Genomic DNA, 17,624 nt, shown 5'->3' on the forward strand with positions numbered 1-17,624 from the left:
GAGCGCGCCGCCCTGCGGACGTCAGGCCTTGTGCCAAACGTGATCTGCAACAGACTATGGTAGCCCGCCAGATAGACAGGGCAATGCCGCCGAAATTCGCCCGAGCGAAAAAAAAGCCCGGTCAGGCCAGTGGCCCGGTCAGCAATGGCACAAAACGCACGGCGCCCAGTACCCGTCGCGAGAAACCGTGCTCTTCACGCACGATCAGCATCAATTGCTGGGTCTCGCCGGCCGGCCCCACCGGTATGACCATGCGCCCGCCCGGGGCAAGCTGGTCGAGCAAGGCCTGGGGCACCTCTGGCGCCACGGCGGTGACGATGATGCCGTTGTACGGCGCCAGTGCCGGCCAGCCCTCGCAGCCATCGCCCCAGCGGAATACCACGTTGCGCAGATTCAGCTCGATCAGGCGCTCCTTGGCGCGATCCTGCAAAACCTTGATGCGCTCCACCGAAAATACCCGCTCGACCAGTTGCGCGAGAATCGCGGTCTGGTAACCGGACCCGGTGCCGATCTCCAGCACCTTGTCCAACGGGCCGGCTTCGAGCAGCAGTTCGCTCATGTGCGCAACCATGAACGGCTGGGAGATGGTCTGGTTGTTGCCAATCGGCAACGCCGTGTCTTCGTAGGCACGGTGGGCCAAGGCTTCATCGACGAACAGGTGACGGGGCGTACGGCGCAGTACGTCGATCACCTTGGGGTTGGACACCCCTTCTTCGATCAGGCGCTTGATCAGCCGCTCGCGGGTTCGCTCAGAGGTAAAACCGATACCATGGCGCATCAGATCATCCTGTTCGCGCATCAGAGTAATCCCTCCAGCCAGCCATCGAGGCGCTCGAAGGCATCGTTGAAGGTCCGGTCGAGCTGCAGCGGGGTGATCGAGACATAGCCCTGCATCACCGCATGGAAATCCGTACCCGGGCCACCGTCTTCGGCATCACCCGCCACGGCGATCCAGTAGCCTTCCTTGCCCCGCGGGTTGACCACCTTGGTCGGTGCCGCTGCGCGTGCGCGATGGCCCAGGCGGGTCAACTGGATGCCGCGGATGTGCTCCAGCGGCAGGTTGGGGATGTTGACGTTGAGTACCGTGCGCGGCGGCAGCTCGAGGCTGGTATGGGCCTCGACCAGTTTACGCGCGAAATAGGCGGCCGTCGGCAGGTTGTCGGGCAGGCGCGAGAGCAACGAGAAAGCGAACGAGGTACCGCCGAGAAAGCGCCCCTCGAGAGCGGCGGCCACGGTGCCGGAATACAGCACGTCATCGCCCAGGTTGGCCCCCAGGTTGATACCCGACACCACCATGTCCGGGGTGGTCTCCAGCAGGCCGTTGAGGCCCAGGTGGACGCAATCGGTCGGCGTGCCGTTGAGGCTGATAAAACCATTGGCCAGGGTTTGCGGGCACAACGGCCGATCAAGCGTCAGCGAACTGCTGGCGCCGCTTTTGTCCTGGTCCGGGGCGATCACCACACATTCGGCATAATCCGCCAGCGCAGCATGCAGCGCGGCGAGACCGGGTGCGGTAACCCCGTCGTCGTTCGAAATCAGAATACGCATGGGCTGTCCGTCTGCCCTGCCGGCACCAGATCAACAAGCTCGCGCACCACCACGGTGGCGAAGCATCCGGCCGGAAGGACGAATTCCAGTTGCAGGATATCAGGCTCGGGATAATGCCACGTCAGCCCGCTAATGGGCAGTCGCAGAATGCGTCGTTCGTGACTCATGCCCGCCCGGGCCAGCCACTGGCACAAAGCCGCATGCTGCTCACCGATACGTTGTTCGAGCTCGCCGGCCGCACCCGTGGCGCCCGACTGCCCTTCGCCCCACAGCGGACCGGTAGGGTGCAGGTCAAGAATCGCCAGGCGCGGATCGGAACATTCGGCCTCGCCCGCCGGAAAAAAGCTGCGGCTGTCGGTAAACGCCAGCAGATCACCGACCTGGGCCTGCTGCCAGCTGCCATCGGCGACACGCTGGGCCAGCACCTGGTTGAACAGATAGCTGCGGGCGCTGGAAAGCAGCCTCGAACGGACGTTACGTTGTTCTGGCAGCGCCTGGCGGCTGGCCCAGTCGCGGGCATCGTGCACATTGCCACCGCCATGACCGAAGCGCTGGGTGCCGAAATAGTTCGGTACGCCCTGGCTGCGGATCTGCTCAAGTCGTGCATCCAGGGCCGCACGCTCAGCCTTAAGGCCCGTCAGGCGCAAGGTAAAACCGTTGGCCGAATGCGCGCCACGCTGCAGTTTGCGCGAGTGGCGGGCCTGTTTGAGGATACTCAGGGTTTCGTTTTCGGCCGCGCTCAGGTCCGGGTCGGCCTTGCCCGGCAGGTGCAGGCTGAACCACTGGCGGGTCAGGGCCTGGCGATCCTTGAGGCCGGCGTAGCTGATGCTGCGTACCGGCACACCGGCGGCGCGGGCCAGGCGACGGGCCGCCTCTTCGGTATTCAGGTCACGTTTTTCGACCCACAGCCACAAGTGTTCACCGGCCCCGCTCAGGGGAATGTCGAGCACTTCATCGACCTGGAAGTCTTCAGCGGTCGCCTTGAGGATTGCGCTGCCCAGCGCTTCGCCCGCGGCACGCGGGCCCAGCAGTTCGAGTTCGGTCATGCCGGCAGCAACAGGGCAACGGCGTGAACGGCAATGCCTTCCTCACGCCCGGTGAAGCCGAGTTTTTCGGTGGTGGTGGCCTTGACGTTGACCTGGTCCAGCTCGACCTGCAGGTCTTGGGCGATCAACTGGCGCATGGTGTCGATATGCGGGGCCATCTTCGGCGCCTGGGCGACGATGGTGGCGTCGACATTGCCGACCTTCCAGCCCTTGGCCTGGACGATCTGCACCACGTGGCGCAGCAGCACGCGGCTGTCGGCGCCCTTGAACTGCGGATCGGTGTCGGGGAAGTGCTTGCCGATATCGCCCAGCGCCGCAGCGCCAAGCAGGGCATCGCTCAGGGCGTGCAGCAGGACGTCGCCATCGGAATGGGCCAGCAGCCCGAACTTGTGCGCAATGCGCACCCCACCCAAGGTGATGAAATCGCCTTCCGCGAAGCGGTGCACATCGTAGCCGTGGCCAATACGCATAAAAAAACGCCCTGATTGAGTCAGGGCGTGATTCTACCTGCTTTGCCGGCGCTTGGGCTTGATTTGTAGGATCAGTTACCCGCACCTGTCAGCGCTGCGGCATGATGACGCAAGTGGTCATCGATGAAGCTGGCGATGAAGTAGTAGCTGTGGTCATACCCCGGCTGCAGCCGCAAGGTCAGCGGATGGCCCGCCGCCCTTGCAACCTGCTCCAGCATCTGCGGTTTGAGCTGATTGTCGAGGAAGTCATCGCGATCGCCCTGGTCAACCAGCAGCGGCAAGCGCTCGCTGGCTTGGGCAAGCAACACGCTGGCATCCCATTCGCGCCAGCGTGTACGGTCCTCACCCAGGTAACGGCTGAAGGCCTTCTGCCCCCAGGGGCAATCCATCGGGTTGCTGATCGGCGCGAACGCCGACACCGAACGGTAATGTCCGGGGTTGCGCAAGGCGCAGACCAGCGCGCCATGGCCGCCCATGGAATGACCACTGATACCGCGCTGGTCGGAAGCCGGGAAATGCGCCTCGACCAACGCCGGCAACTCCTCCACTACATAGTCGTGCATGCGGTAGTGCTGGGCCCAGGGTTGCTCGGTAGCGTTGAGGTAGAAACCGGCACCCAGGCCAAAATCCCAGGCGCCGTCCGGATCAGCCGGCACCTGCGGGCCACGCGGGCTGGTGTCGGGGGCGACGATGATCAATCCCAGCTCGGCAGCCAGCTTGTGTGCACCGGCCTTCTGCATGAAATTTTCGTCGGTGCAGGTCAGGCCGCTCAGCCAGTACAGCACCGGCAGCTTGCCGCCCTGCTCGGCCTGCGGTGGCAGGTACACGGCAAACACCATGTCGCAACCGAGCACCTGGGAGCGATGGCGGTAGCGTTTATGCCAGCCGCCGAAGCTCTTCTGGCAAGAGATGTTTTCCAGGCTCATGGCAGACCTCAGAAGTGGATGACGCTGCGAATGCTCTTGCCTTCGTGCATCAGGTCAAATGCCTTGTTGATGTCTTCCAGGCCCATGGTGTGGGTGATGAAGGTATCCAGCGGGATCTCGCCTTTTTCCGACATTTCCACATAGCTTGGCAGCTCGCTGCGGCCACGCACGCCACCGAAGGCCGAACCGCGCCAGACCCGGCCGGTAACCAGCTGGAACGGACGGGTGGCGATTTCCTGGCCGGCACCGGCAACGCCGATGATCACCGACTCGCCCCAGCCCTTGTGGCAGCATTCCAGCGCCGCACGCATCAGTTGCACGTTGCCCACGCACTCGAAGGAGAAGTCCACACCGCCATCGGTGAGGTCGACGATCACGTCCTGGATCGGGCGGTCATAGTCTTTCGGGTTGACGCAGTCGGTGGCGCCCAGCTGCTTGGCGATTTCAAACTTGCCCGGATTGATGTCAACGGCAATGATCCGCGAAGCCTTGGCCTTGACCGCACCGATGATCGCCGACAGGCCGATGCCGCCCAGGCCGAAGATGGCCACGGTGTCGCCCGGCTTGACCTTGGCGGTATTGAGCACCGCACCGATACCGGTGGTCACGCCGCAACCGAGCAGGCAGACCTTCTCCAGCGGCGCTTCTTTCTGGATCTTGGCCACGGAGATTTCCGGCAGCACCGTGTACTCGGAAAAGGTCGAGGTACCCATGTAGTGGAACAGCTGCTGACCCTTGTAGGAGAAACGCGTGGTGCCGTCGGGCATCAGGCCCTTGCCCTGGGTTGCGCGGATGGCCTGGCACAGGTTGGTCTTGCCGGAGCGGCAGAACTTGCACTGGCCGCACTCGGGGGTGTACAGCGGGATCACGTGATCGCCGACGGCAACCGAGGTCACGCCCTCACCGATGGCTTCGACAATGGCACCGCCTTCATGGCCAAGGATCGACGGGAAGATGCCTTCCGGGTCGGCACCGGACAAGGTGTAGGCGTCGGTATGGCAGACACCGCTGGCGACCACGCGCAGTAGCACCTCGCCGGCCTTGGGCATGGCCACGTCGACTTCGACGATCTCCAGCGGTTTCTTGGCCTCGAAGGCAACGGCGGCACGGGACTTGATCATCAATCTTCTCCAGCAAAGGGTCAGTTCAGGCTTGCAGTGTAATTCATCGTTATTTGATGAATAATCCAGGCAAAGACAAAACATTATTGCTGTACAGGGACAATCAATGAGCAATCGCTGGGAAGGCATCGACGAGTTCGTTGCGGTCGCCGAGTCCGGGCAGTTCACTGCTGCCGCCGAGCGCCTGGGGGTGTCATCGTCCCACGTCAGCCGGCAGATCGCCCGCCTTGAAGAGCGCCTGCAAACCCGCCTGCTGTATCGCAGCACCCGGCGGGTGACCTTGAGCGAAGCCGGGCAGACCTTCCTGCAACACTGCCAACGCCTGCAGGATGGCCGCGAAGAAGCCTTGCGCGCCATGGGCGACCTGACCAGCGAACCCAAGGGCCTGCTGCGCATGACCTGCGCCGTGGCCTATGGCGAACGCTTTATCGTGCCGCTGGTGACGCGTTTCATGGCGCTGTATCCGCAATTGCGGGTGGACATCGAACTGAGCAACCGTCCCCTGGACCTGGTGCATGAAGGGATGGACCTGGCGATTCGCCTGGGCCGTTTGCAGGATTCGCGGCTGGTGGCGACGCGCCTGGCGCCACGGCGCATGTACCTGTGCGCGTCACCTGCCTATCTGGAACGCTACGGCCGGCCCCACAGCCTGTCGGAGCTGGCGCGGCACAATTGCCTGATCGGCAGCGCCGACAGCTGGGCACTGCAACTGGACGGGCGGGAAATTGGCCAACGGGTTCAAGGCAACTGGCGCTGCAACAGTGGCCAGGCGGTGCTGGATGCGGCGTTGCAGGGAATGGGCTTATGTCAGTTGCCAGACTATTACGTACTCGAACACCTCAAAAGCGGCGCGCTGGTGTCGCTGCTTGAGGGGCATCAGCCGCCGAATACAGCGGTGTGGGCGCTGTATCCGCAGCAGCGGCATCTGTCGCCGAAGGTGCGCAAGCTGGTGGATTATCTGCGCGAGGGATTGGCGTTACTGCCTGAGTATCGAGGTGCCTGATAGATCATCGCCGGCAAGCCGGCTCCCACAATAGACCTGTGTACCCTGGACCTGTGGGAGCTGGCTTGCCAGCGATCGAGCGCACAGCGGTCATCACAGGCAATGCCGGTGCTCAACCGCGCTTGGCCCAGCGCTGGCGCAGCCACTCCAGGTCTTCGGGGCGGGTGACCTTGATGTTGTCGCTGCGCCCTTCGATCAAGCGCGGCGCCTGCCCGGCCCATTCGATAGCCGAAGACTCGTCGGTAATCGCCACATCGGCCACCAGGCTGTCGGCCAGGGCCCTATGCAAGGCACCGAGGCGAAACATCTGTGGCGTATAGGCCTGCCAGACGGTGCTGCGGTCGATAGTGGTGCTGACCCGGCCATTGGCATCCGCGCGCTTGAGCGTGTCGCGCGCCGGCACCGCCAGCAGCCCACCCACCGGATCATCGGCAAGCTCCGCCAGCAGGCGGTCGAGGTCACTGCGTGCCAGGTTCGGCCGGGCGGCGTCGTGCACCAGCACCCAGTCGGAATCCGCCGCGCCCTGGGCGTGCAGCAACAACAAGGCGTTGAGCACCGAATCGGCACGCTCCTGGCCGCCTTCGGCGCGCTGGATGCGTGGGTCGCTGGCGCAACGCAAACCGGGCCAGAAAGGATCGTCAGCGGCAACGCTGACTACCACCCCTTTGACACAGGGATGGTCAAGAAAACAGTCGAGGCTATGCTCGAGAATGGTCTGCCCGCCCAATTGCAGGTACTGCTTGGGACGGTCGGCAGCCATGCGGGCACCGACGCCCGCGGCGGGAATCACGGCCCAGAAGGCCGGCAAGGTCTGGTTCATTGGGCAAGCTGGTAGAGGGTTTCACCCTCCTTGACCATACCCAGTTCGTGGCGAGCCCGTTCTTCGACGGTTTCCATACCTTTCTTCAGCTCCAGCACTTCGGCATCAAGCACGCGGTTACGCTCCAGCAAACGCTCGTTTTCAGCGTGCTGGTCAGCGATCTGTTGCTTGAGTTCGGTGACCTGGGCCAGGCTGCCATTGCCCACCCACAGACGATACTGCAGGCCACCGAGCAGCAGGAGCAAGACGAGGAACAACCAATAAGGACTGCGCATCAGGGTATCCAGTGGAAAAGACCGCCACATCTGCAGGTCGCTGATGGCACGAAGCCTGGCCGAAGCCAGGCTTTGTGTTCAGACACCTGCAGCAAGGGCCTCTGAACGATCAGTATGACCGTTCGGCGCCGCTTTGCTGCTGTCTTTTTACCATCTCTTGCTTAGCCGCGAAACTCGGCACGGCCACGGTACACAGCCTTGCTGCCCAGTTGCTCTTCGATACGCAGCAGCTGGTTGTACTTGGAGACGCGGTCGGAACGGCACAGCGAACCGGTCTTGATCTGGCCGGCAGCGGTACCCACGGCCAGGTCGGCAATGGTCGAGTCTTCGGTTTCGCCCGAACGGTGCGAGATCACTGCGGTGTAACCAGCAGCCTTGGCCATCTGGATGGCTTCCAGGGTTTCGGTCAGCGAGCCGATCTGGTTGAACTTGATCAGGATCGAGTTGGCGATGCTCTTGTCGATGCCTTCTTTCAGGATCTTGGTGTTGGTCACGAACAGGTCGTCGCCGACCAGTTGCACCTTGTCACCGATCTTGTCGGTCAGAATCTTCCAGCCAGCCCAGTCGGACTCGTCCAGGCCGTCTTCGATCGAGATGATCGGGAAACGCTCGGTCAGGCCTTTGAGGTAGTCGGCAAAACCGGCGGCGTCGAAGGACTTGCCTTCACCGGACAGGTTGTACTTGCCGTCTTCGTAGAATTCGCTGGCCGCGCAGTCCAGGGCCAGGGTCACGTCGGTGCCCAGCTTGTAACCGGCGTTGGCGACGGCTTCGGCGATGGCCGACAGTGCGTCTTCGTTGGACGCCAGGTTAGGCGCGAAACCACCTTCGTCACCGACAGCGGTGTTCAGGCCACGGGCCTTCAGCACAGCCTTGAGGTGATGGAAAATCTCGGTGCCCATGCGCAGCGCGTCGGAGAAGGTCTTGGCGCCAACCGGCTGAACCATGAACTCCTGGATGTCGACGTTGTTGTCGGCGTGCTCGCCGCCGTTGATGATGTTCATCATCGGAACCGGCATCGAGTACTGGCCCGGGGTGCCGTTGAGGTTGGCAATGTGCGCGTACAGCGGCAGGTCCTGATCCTGGGCAGCGGCCTTGGCGGCAGCCAGGGACACGGCGAGGATGGCGTTGGCGCCCAGCTTGGCTTTGTTCTCGGTACCGTCCAGCTCGATCATGGCGCGGTCGAGGGCTTTCTGGTCAACCGGGTCCTTGCCCAGCAGCAGGTCGCGGATCGGGCCGTTGATGTTGGCAACTGCCTTCAGTACGCCCTTGCCCATGTAACGGCTCTTGTCGCCATCACGCAGCTCCAGCGCTTCGCGCGAGCCAGTGGAAGCACCGGACGGCGCGCAGGCGCTGCCGATGATGCCGTTGTCGAGCAGTACGTCCGCTTCTACGGTGGGGTTACCACGCGAATCGAGAACTTCACGACCTTTGATGTCGACGATTTTTGCCATTGTTGTAAGCACTCCAGAATTGACGAAAACAACGCAGCTGAGAAAAATCTTGCCGCTCGCCGGGCAATTTGAAACAGGCAGGCCCGGCGAAAGCAGACCCCTGACCCGAGGGTCAGAGGTTGAACGGGGGGTACTTTACCGGAGAATCGAGGATTACGCGGTTTCTACCGTCGGAAAACTCTTCACCAGGTCATCAAGTTGCTTGAGCTGGGCCAGGAAAGGCTCCAGTTTGTCCAGGCGCAGGGCGCATGGACCGTCACACTTGGCGTTGTCCGGATCCGGATGCGCCTCGAGGAACAGGCCGGCCAGGCCCTGGCTCAGGCCCGCCTTGGCCAGGTCGGTGACCTGGGCGCGGCGACCACCGGCGGAATCGGCGCGGCCACCCGGCATCTGCAGGGAGTGGGTCACGTCGAAGAACACCGGGTACTCGAACTGCTTCATGACGCCGAAGCCGAGCATGTCCACCACCAGGTTGTTGTAGCCGAAGCTCGAACCACGCTCGCAGAGGATCAACTGATCGTTACCGGCTTCTTCGCACTTGGTCAGGATGTGTTTCATTTCCTGGGGTGCAAGGAACTGGGCTTTCTTGATGTTGATCACCGCGCCGGTCTTGGCCATGGCCACGACCAGGTCGGTCTGGCGCGAGAGAAAGGCCGGCAACTGGATGATGTCGCAGACCTTGGCCACCGCGGCAGCCTGCTCCGGCTCGTGCACGTCGGTGATGACCGGCACGTTGAAGGTCTTCTTGATCTCCTCGAAGATCTTCATCCCCTCTTCCAGGCCCGGGCCACGGTAGGAGTTGATCGACGAACGGTTGGCCTTGTCGAAGCTGGCCTTGAACACGTAAGGGATACCGAGCTTCTCGGTAACCCGCACGTACTCTTCGCAGACCTTCATGGCCAGGTCACGGGATTCCAGCACGTTCATGCCGCCGAACAGGACGAACGGCTTGTCGTTGGCGATCTCGATGTTACCGACGCGAATGATCTTCTGGGTCATGTATCAGGCCTTGTTCTTTTGAGCCAGTGCCGCCTTGACGAAACCGCTGAACAGCGGATGGCCGTCACGCGGGGTCGAGGTGAACTCCGGGTGGAACTGGCAAGCGACGAACCATGGATGATCCTGGGACTCGACCACTTCGACCAGCGCACCGTCGCCGGAACGACCGGAGACTTTCAGGCCGGCTTCAACCAGCTGCGGCAGCAGTTTGTTGTTCACTTCGTAACGGTGACGATGACGCTCGACGATCACGTCCTTGGCGTAGCAATCGTGGACCTTGGAGCCGCTTGCCAATTGGCACTCCTGGGCGCCCAGACGCATGGTGCCGCCGAGGTCCGAAGCTTCGGTACGGGTTTCGACCGCGCCGGTGGCATCTTCCCACTCGGTGATCAGGCCGACGACCGGGTGACCGCTGTTGCGATCGAACTCGGTGGAGTTGGCATCTTTCCAGCCCATGACGTTACGGGCGAACTCGATGACCGCCACTTGCATGCCCAGGCAGATACCCAGGTACGGGACTTTGTTCTCGCGAGCGTACTGCACGGCCGTGATCTTGCCTTCGACGCCACGCAGGCCGAAACCGCCTGGAACCAGAATGGCATCGGCGCCTTCGAGCAGGCTGGTGCCCTGGTTCTCGATGTCTTCGGAGTCGATGTAGCGCAGGTTGACCTTGGTACGGTTCTGGATGCCAGCATGGCTCATCGCTTCGATCAGCGACTTGTAGGCGTCCAGCAGCTCCATGTACTTGCCGACCATGGCGATGGTGACTTCGTGCTCGGGGTTGAGCTTGGCGTCGACGACCTTTTCCCACTCGGACAGGTCGGCACCGTTGCATTGCAGGCCGAAACGCTCGACGACGAAGTCATCCAGGCCCTGGGCGTGCAGCACGGCCGGGATCTTGTAGATGGTGTCGACGTCTTCCAGGGAGATCACCGCACGCTCTTCGACGTTGGTGAACAGGGCGATCTTGCGGCGCGAAGACACATCCACCGGATGGTCGGAGCGGCAGATCAGCACGTCCGGCTGCAGGCCGATGGAGCGCAGCTCCTTGACCGAGTGCTGGGTCGGCTTGGTCTTGGTCTCGCCAGCGGTGGCGATGTACGGGACCAGGGTCAGGTGCATCAGCATGGCGCGCTTGGAGCCCACTTCGACGCGCAACTGACGGATAGCCTCGAGGAACGGTTGCGACTCGATGTCACCCACGGTACCGCCGATTTCCACCAGGGCCACGTCGGCATCGCCGGCACCCTTGATGATGCGGCGCTTGATCTCGTCGGTGATGTGCGGAATGACCTGGATGGTCGCGCCCAGGTAATCACCACGGCGCTCCTTGCGCAGCACGTGCTCGTAGATACGGCCGGTGGTGAAGTTGTTGTTCTGGGTCATGGTCGTGCGGATGAACCGCTCGTAGTGGCCCAGGTCCAGGTCGGTCTCGGCACCGTCGTGGGTGACGAACACTTCACCGTGCTGGAACGGGCTCATGGTGCCCGGGTCGACGTTGATGTACGGGTCCAGCTTGAGCATGGTGACCTTGAGCCCCCGCGCCTCCAGGATGGCCGCCAATGAAGCCGAGGCAATGCCTTTCCCCAATGAAGAAACAACACCGCCCGTGACGAATATGTAGCGCGTCATGAAAAACCCTAGAAGTCTGCGTTAAAGCGGTCAGTGCCGCCGGGGAAAGCGAAGGAAGGCCGAAGCCCCCGATCACCTGCGTCAATCACAGTGCATCTTAAAAAACTGCCGCGTCTGGTCACACCGGGGGTTGGATACCCGGTTAGGAGCTCGCTAAACATTTTTAGAATCGCCCAGCAAAAAACTGCTTGGTAATCGGCAACTGCTGTGATTTCGGGGAAGCCACAGAAGCTGTATCAAGAAGGGAGCGTAGTCTACCCGAATGTGCCTTTCATCTCAAACCTTGCTCGCTCGTCGGCGCATGCCAATGCAATTGCCAGTCACCCTGGCTCAACCCCGGCAGGTTGGCCACCGCCAGCAATTGCTCGCCACAATACAGCAACGGCAGGCGCGAACGGACGAATGACGGCAGCTGCGACTCGTTGAGCAGGCGCTTCAGATCACGCTGGCCGCGGCCGTTGATTGCCAGGGTTTCGCCGCCTTGGCGGTAGGCAATGTGCAATGGCCCCTGCGGCAACGTGCCGCTGAGGCTGACGCTGCCGTTATGGCTCAACGACAGCGGTTTGCCCGGATTCGGCCACGCCGCCTGGCCGCCTGCAGGGTTCAGCCAATCCCCCTCCAGCCACCAGATACGTGCATTGGCGCGATGCAGCTCACCGTCGGTCAGGCACCACAGTGGCCGTCCGTCGGATGCTGCATCGCGCAGGGCGTCCCAACCGGCCCAGTGGCGACTATCGGGCAATCGTGTGCGCGGGGCCAGCCAGTACTGCAGGGCGTTGCGCTGACGGGCCGGGGATAGCTGGCGCAGCACCCCGAGGTCCAGCGAGTCCAGGCCTAGCCAGTCGAACGGTGCCGGGGTCGCAGCCTGGGCCAGATCCTCCAGCGCCAGCTCATCGAGCAGGCCCTGGGCTTCGCTCAGGTGCTGGGCGCTGCGTGCCAGGTTTTGCGCCGCTTGCGGCCAGCGCTGCAAGAGCGCCGGGAACACCTGGTGACGCAGGTAGTTGCGGGAGAACTGCGTGTCGTGGTTGGACGGGTCTTCGATCCAGGTCAGGTGCTGTTCCTGGGCGTAGCACTGCAGCTCGTTGCGCGAAACGCCCAGCAACGGCCGCACCAACATGCCCTGCCCTAGCGGCCGCCGCTCGGGCATCGCGCTCAGGCCACGCAGCCCGGCACCGCGCAACAGGCGAAACAGCAGGGTTTCAGCCTGGTCTTCGCGGTGCTGGCCGGTCAGGAGGATTTCGCCGGGACACAAGGCAGTGCTGAAAGCGGCATAGCGCGCATCACGGGCGCCCTGTTCGATGCTGGCGCGGGGGGCGACCTGCACACGGATGACCTGCAGTTCGACGCCCAGATCGTCGCACAGGCGCTGGCAATGATCCGGCCAGGCATCAGCCGCAGCTTGCAAGCCGTGGTGGATGTGAATGGCGCGCAGTGGAGGCAAGGTTTGCTGGCGGGACAGGGTTGCCAGCAGGTGCAGGAGGACGGTGGAGTCCAGGCCGCCGGAGAGGGCGATGCACCAGGAGGGGGCGGTGAGCCAGGGGGACAGCCTTGAGTAGAGATCGAGCATCGGGTAGACCTCTTTTACGAGTGCTGCGCACTCGTTCGCTGGCAAAGCCAGCTCCCACAGGTCAGGCAGTGAATCCAATTCCTGTGGGAGCGGGCTTGACCCGCGATTGTCAGATCAGAGCCCGTAGCTCATCAGACGGTCATAACGGCGCTTGAGCAGCGCGTCGTTGTCGAACTTCTTGAGCATGTCCAGTTGCTCGATCAGCTCGCCGCGAACGCTGTCGGACATCTTCGCCGGATCACGGTGCGCGCCGCCCAGAGGCTCGGCGATGACCTTGTCGACGATACCCAGGCCTTTCAGGCGCTCGGCGGTGATGCCCATGGCTTCGGCAGCGTCCGAGGCCTTTTCGGCGGTCTTCCACAGGATCGAGGCGCAACCTTCCGGCGAGATCACCGAGTAGGTCGAGTACTGCAGCATGTTCAGCTGGTCGCAGACACCGATGGCCAGTGCACCGCCGGAACCACCTTCACCAATTACGGTGGCGATGATCGGGGTTTTCAGGCGGGCCATGACCCGCAGGTTCCAGGCAATGGCTTCGCTCTGGTTGCGCTCTTCGGCGTCGATGCCTGGGTAGGCACCCGGGGTGTCGATGAAGGTCAGGATCGGCATTTTGAAACGCTCGGCCATTTCCATCAGGCGGCACGCCTTGCGGTAGCCTTCAGGGCGCGGCATGCCGAAGTTGCGGCGAACCTTCTCGCGCACTTCGCGGCCTTTCTGGTGGCCGATGACCATCACCGGCTTGTCGTCCAGGCGGGCGATACCACCCACGATCGCGGCGTCATCGGAGAAGTGACGGTCACCGTGCAGCTCATCGAACTCGGTGAAGATGTGCTCGATGTAGTCCAGGGTGTACGGACGGCGCGGGTGACGGGCCAGGCGGGCGATCTGCCAACTGGTCAGGTTGCCGAAAATGCTTTCGGTCAGGGTGCTGCTCTTGTCTTGCAGACGGGCGATCTCATCGCCGATGTTCAGCGAGTTGTCATTGCCAACCAGGCGCAGCTCTTCGATCTTGGCTTGCAGGTCAGCAATCGGCTGTTCGAAATCCAGAAAATTCGGGTTCATAGGCATCCGTCTTGGGTCTACGGCCAGGCGGCCGGCCGGTTGATCCGTTTGGCGCCCTACCTTAAGGGATCGGGCGCATTCAGGTCGAGATTAAAAATTCATCGATATTGCAAAAAGACGTTCTCACGTCCGAACTGGTCACGCAGGGCCTGAATCAGGCCATCGGCAGGGTCGATACGCCAGCTTTCGCCGAACTGCAGCATGGCCTTGGCATCGCTACCGGTGTATTCCATGGTGATCGGGCAGGCGCCGCGATGACGCTTGAACAGCTCACCCAGCCAGTTCAGGCGGTCGCCCTTGAGGGCATCGGTGTGCACCTTCAGGCGCAGGCTTTCGGCCAGGTTGGTGCGGGCATCTTCCATGCTCATCACCCGCTTGACCCGCAGGCGCAGGCCGCCGGAGAAATCATCGTTGCTGACCTCGCCTTCAACCACCACCATAGCATCGGTCTGCAGCAGCGCCTGGTTGGCCATGAAGGCGTCGGCAAACAGCGAAGCCTCGATCCGCCCGGAGCGGTCGTCGAGGGTGACAAAACCCATCTTGTCGCCCTTCTTGTTCTTCATGACGCGCAGGGCAATGATCATCCCGGCGACAGTCTGGGTGTCGCGTGCAGGTTTCAGGTCGATGATGCGCTGGCGGGCAAAGCGGCGGATCTCGCCTTCGTACTCGTCGATCGGGTGACCGGTCAGGTACAGGCCCAGGGTGTCTTTTTCACCACGCAGGCGCTCCTTGAGGGTCAGCTCGCGGGCCTTGCGGTGGTTGGCGTAGACGTCGGCATCCTCTTCGACGAACAGCCCGCCAAACAGGTCGGCGTGACCACTGTCGGCAGTACGTGCGGTCTGCTCGGCCGCCTTGATCGCCTCTTCCATCGCGGACAGCAGCACTGCGCGGTTGCGGTCGATGTTGGCCTGGTAGGCCTTGAGTTCATCGTGGAAGTACGGCCCCAGGCGGTCCAGCGCGCCACTGCGGATCAGCGCGTCGAGGGTGCGCTTGTTGATGCGCTTGAGGTCGACCCGCTCGCAGAAGTCGAACAGGTCCTTGAACGGCCCCGTCGCGCGGGCTTCGACGATGGCCTCGACCGGCCCCTCGCCCACGCCCTTGATCGCGCCCAGACCATAGACGATGCGGCCGTCGTCATTGACGGTGAACTTGAAGTCGGAGGTGTTCACATCCGGCGCATCGAGGCGCAGCTTCATGCTGCGCACTTCCTCGATCAAGGTCACGACCTTGTCGGTGTTGTGCATATCCGCCGACAGCACCGCGGCCATGAACGGCGCCGGGTGGTGGGTCTTGAGCCAGGCGGTCTGGTAGGAGACCAGGCCATAGGCGGCGGAGTGGGATTTGTTGAAGCCGTAACCGGCGAATTTCTCTACCAGGTCAAAAATGTTACCGGCGAGGTCCGGATCGATGTTGTTGCTGGCACAACCTTCGATGAAACCGCCGCGCTGCTTGGCCATTTCCTCGGGTTTTTTCTTACCCATGGCCCGGCGCAGCATGTCCGCACCGCCGAGGGTGTAACCGGCCATCACCTGGGCGATCTGCATCACCTGTTCCTGGTACAGGATGATGCCGTAGGTCGGGGCCAGAACGGGCTTGAGGCCTTCGTACTGGTAGTCCGAATGCGGGTAAGCCAGTTCGGCACGACCGTGTTTACGGTTGATGAAGTCGTCAACCATGCCCGATTGCAGCGGGCCGGGACGGAACAACGCCACCAGTGCGATCAGGTCTTCGAGGCAGTCGGGCTTGAGCTTCTTGATCAGCTCCTTCATGCCCCGCGATTCAAGCTGGAACACCGCCGTGGTTTCAGCTTTTTGCAGCAGGTCGTAGGTCTTTTTGTCATCCAGCGGGATGAAGTCGATGTTCAGGTCATCCAGGCCTTTCTTGGCCTGTTCGCGGTTGATGGTTTCCATCGCCCACTTGATGATGGTCAGGGTCCGCAGGCCCAGGAAGTCGAACTTCACCAGGCCGGCGGCCTCGACGTCATCCTTGTCGAACTGGGTGACCAGGCCGCCGCCCTCTTCATCACAGGCGATCGGCGAGAAGTCGGTGAGCTTGGTCGGCGCGATAACCACACCACCGGCGTGCTTACCGGTACCCCGGCAGACGCCCTCGAGCTTGAGGGCCATGTCCCAGATTTCCTTGGCGTCTTCGTCGCTCTTGAGGAAATCGCGCAGGATCTCTTCCTGCTCGTAGGCTTTTTCCAGGGTCATGCCGACTTCGAAGGGGATCATCTTCGACAGGCGGTCAGCCAGGCCGTAGGACTTGCCCTGCACCCGCGCCACGTCACGCACCACCGCCTTGGCGGCCATGGTGCCGAAGGTGATGATCTGGCTCACGGCGTTGCGCCCGTAGGCGTCGGCCACGTATTCGATTACCCGGTCGCGACCGTCCATGCAGAAGTCGACGTCGAAGTCGGGCATCGATACCCGTTCCGGATTGAGGAAACGTTCGAACAGCAGGTCATAAGCCAGTGGGTCGAGGTCGGTAATCTTCAGCACGTAGGCGACCAGCGAGCCGGCACCCGAACCCCGGCCCGGGCCGACCGGCACGCCGTTGTTCTTGGCCCACTTGATGAAGTCCATAACGATCAGGAAGTAACCGGGGAAGCCCATCTGGATGATGATATCCAGCTCGAACTTCAAGCGGTCGAGGTAGACCTGGCGCTTCTCTTCGTAATTCGGCGTGGTTTCTTTCGGCCACAGTACCGCCAGACGTTCTTCCAGGCCTTCGTGGGAAACGTGGCGCAGGTAGTCGTCGATACCCATGCCGTTGGGCGTCGGAAAGTCGGGCAGGAAGTGCTTGCCCAACTGCACCTGGATGTTGCAGCGCTTGGCGATCTCGACGGTGTTGGCAATCGCCTCGGGCAGGTCGCTGAACAGCTCGGCCATTTCCTCCGGGCTTTTCAGGTACTGCTGGTCGCTGTAGTTACGCGAACGGCGCGGATCGTCCAGGGCCCGGCCTTCACCGATGCACACGCGGGTTTCGTGGGCGTCGTAGTCGGACTGCTTGATAAAGCGTACATCGTTGGTCGCCACCAACGGCGCGCCCAGCTTGTCGGCCAGGGCCACGGCGGCGTGCAGGTATTCTTCGTCACCGGCGCGGTTGGTGCGCTGCACCTCGACGTAGAAGCGCTCCGGGAACATCTGCAGCCAGTCGCGCAGCAGCGCTTCGGCTTCATCCGGGTTGCCATTGAGCAACGCCATGCCGATGTCGCCTTCCTTTGCCGCGGACAGGGCAATCAGCCCCTCGCTGGCCTCAACGATCCACTGGCGCTCGATGATCACCAGACCATTGCGCTGGCCATCGACCCAGCCGCGGGAAATCAACTCGGTAAGGTTGCGGTAGCCCTTGGCGTCCATGGCCAACAGGCAGATGCGCGACAGCGGTGCATCCGGGTCGCTGTTGGCCAGCCACAGGTCGGCACCGCAGATCGGCTTGATACCGGCGCCCATGGCGTTCTTGTAGAACTTGACCAGCGAGCACATGTTGCTCTGGTCGGTAACCGCGACCGCCGGCATGTTCATCGCCGCCAATGCCTTGGCCAGCGGCTTGATCCGCACCAGGCCATCGACCAGCGAGTATTCGGTGTGCAGGCGAAGATGAACGAAAGAAGCCGACATGATGATCCTATAGCAGCACAAAACAACAAGGCCCGGATTGTACCGGGCCTTGATCAAAACAACAGCCAGTGCGGGGCGATCCTG

At 62.4% G+C, this 17,624-nt stretch carries 15 protein-coding genes; 1 reads left to right on the forward strand and 14 read right to left on the reverse strand.

What is annotated here, in order from left to right; genetic code table 11:
• Positions 1–121: 121 nt before the first annotated feature.
• The 6 genes from CCOS864_RS22070 to CCOS864_RS22095 form a co-directional block, all read right to left on the reverse strand.
• Positions 122–799, reverse strand: coding sequence for a protein-L-isoaspartate(D-aspartate) O-methyltransferase (locus tag CCOS864_RS22070; RefSeq protein ID WP_115088362.1), 678 nt, complete (start codon positions 797–799; stop codon positions 122–124).
• Entirely contained in the window at positions 799–1,548 is a 750-nt protein-coding gene (surE, locus tag CCOS864_RS22075) for a 5'/3'-nucleotidase SurE (protein ID WP_115088363.1), read from the reverse strand. Before surE ends, CCOS864_RS22070 begins: the two co-directional genes overlap by 1 nt.
• Positions 1,536–2,594: a tRNA pseudouridine(13) synthase TruD gene (gene truD, locus CCOS864_RS22080; protein WP_115088364.1), complete on the reverse strand. Its 1,059-nt coding sequence runs from the start codon at positions 2,592–2,594 to the stop codon at positions 1,536–1,538. Before truD ends, surE begins: the two co-directional genes overlap by 13 nt.
• The gene (ispF, locus tag CCOS864_RS22085; RefSeq protein WP_115088365.1) at positions 2,591–3,064 is read right to left on the reverse strand and encodes a 2-C-methyl-D-erythritol 2,4-cyclodiphosphate synthase; all 474 of its coding nucleotides are present in this window, start codon (positions 3,062–3,064) and stop codon (positions 2,591–2,593) included. Before ispF ends, truD begins: the two co-directional genes overlap by 4 nt.
• Before the next feature lie 71 nt (positions 3,065–3,135).
• The gene (gene fghA, locus CCOS864_RS22090; protein ID WP_115088366.1) at positions 3,136–3,990 is read right to left on the reverse strand and encodes an S-formylglutathione hydrolase; all 855 of its coding nucleotides are present in this window, start codon (positions 3,988–3,990) and stop codon (positions 3,136–3,138) included.
• 8 nt (positions 3,991–3,998) lie between these two features.
• Positions 3,999–5,111: an S-(hydroxymethyl)glutathione dehydrogenase/class III alcohol dehydrogenase gene (locus CCOS864_RS22095; RefSeq protein ID WP_115088367.1), complete on the reverse strand. Its 1,113-nt coding sequence runs from the start codon at positions 5,109–5,111 to the stop codon at positions 3,999–4,001.
• Positions 5,112–5,217: 106 nt separating this feature from the next.
• Between CCOS864_RS22095 and CCOS864_RS22100 the strand changes: the two genes are divergently transcribed.
• A complete protein-coding gene (locus CCOS864_RS22100; protein WP_115088368.1) occupies positions 5,218–6,114 on the forward strand; it encodes a LysR substrate-binding domain-containing protein in 897 nt (298 codons plus the stop codon).
• Between the two features lie 112 nt (positions 6,115–6,226).
• Here the strand turns inward: CCOS864_RS22100 and ispD are convergent, their stop codons facing one another.
• The 8 genes from ispD to dnaE all read right to left on the reverse strand — a co-directional run bounded on the left by ispD (position 6,227) and on the right by dnaE (position 17,540).
• The gene (ispD, locus tag CCOS864_RS22105) at positions 6,227–6,934 is read right to left on the reverse strand and encodes a 2-C-methyl-D-erythritol 4-phosphate cytidylyltransferase (protein ID WP_115088369.1); all 708 of its coding nucleotides are present in this window, start codon (positions 6,932–6,934) and stop codon (positions 6,227–6,229) included.
• Positions 6,931–7,209, reverse strand: a complete 279-nt coding sequence (gene ftsB / locus CCOS864_RS22110) for a cell division protein FtsB (protein WP_038996723.1) — start codon at positions 7,207–7,209, stop codon at positions 6,931–6,933. Before ftsB ends, ispD begins: the two co-directional genes overlap by 4 nt.
• Before the next feature lie 161 nt (positions 7,210–7,370).
• A complete protein-coding gene (gene eno / locus CCOS864_RS22115; RefSeq protein ID WP_115088370.1) occupies positions 7,371–8,660 on the reverse strand; it encodes a phosphopyruvate hydratase in 1,290 nt (429 codons plus the stop codon).
• 153 nt (positions 8,661–8,813) lie between these two features.
• Positions 8,814–9,659 carry a 3-deoxy-8-phosphooctulonate synthase gene (gene kdsA, locus CCOS864_RS22120; protein ID WP_115088371.1) on the reverse strand — a complete coding sequence of 282 codons (846 nt, stop codon included), beginning with the start codon at positions 9,657–9,659 and terminating at the stop codon, positions 8,814–8,816.
• Between the two features lie 3 nt (positions 9,660–9,662).
• Complete coding sequence (locus CCOS864_RS22125) at positions 9,663–11,291, reverse strand: CTP synthase (protein ID WP_115088372.1); 1,629 nt, start codon at positions 11,289–11,291, stop codon at positions 9,663–9,665.
• 271 nt (positions 11,292–11,562) lie between these two features.
• Positions 11,563–12,858 (reverse strand): tRNA lysidine(34) synthetase TilS, encoded by a 1,296-nt coding sequence (tilS, locus tag CCOS864_RS22130; protein ID WP_115088373.1) that lies wholly within the window; start codon positions 12,856–12,858, stop codon positions 11,563–11,565.
• 114 nt (positions 12,859–12,972) lie between these two features.
• Positions 12,973–13,920 (reverse strand): acetyl-CoA carboxylase carboxyltransferase subunit alpha, encoded by a 948-nt coding sequence (locus CCOS864_RS22135; protein ID WP_115088374.1) that lies wholly within the window; start codon positions 13,918–13,920, stop codon positions 12,973–12,975.
• Positions 13,921–14,018: 98 nt separating this feature from the next.
• Positions 14,019–17,540 carry a DNA polymerase III subunit alpha gene (gene dnaE, locus CCOS864_RS22140; RefSeq protein WP_115088375.1) on the reverse strand — a complete coding sequence of 1,174 codons (3,522 nt, stop codon included), beginning with the start codon at positions 17,538–17,540 and terminating at the stop codon, positions 14,019–14,021.
• Between the last annotated feature and the right edge of the window lie 84 nt (positions 17,541–17,624).

Origin of the sequence: Pseudomonas wadenswilerensis (assembly GCF_900497695.1) — a bacterium.
Lineage (GTDB): Bacteria > Pseudomonadota > Gammaproteobacteria > Pseudomonadales > Pseudomonadaceae > Aquipseudomonas > Aquipseudomonas wadenswilerensis.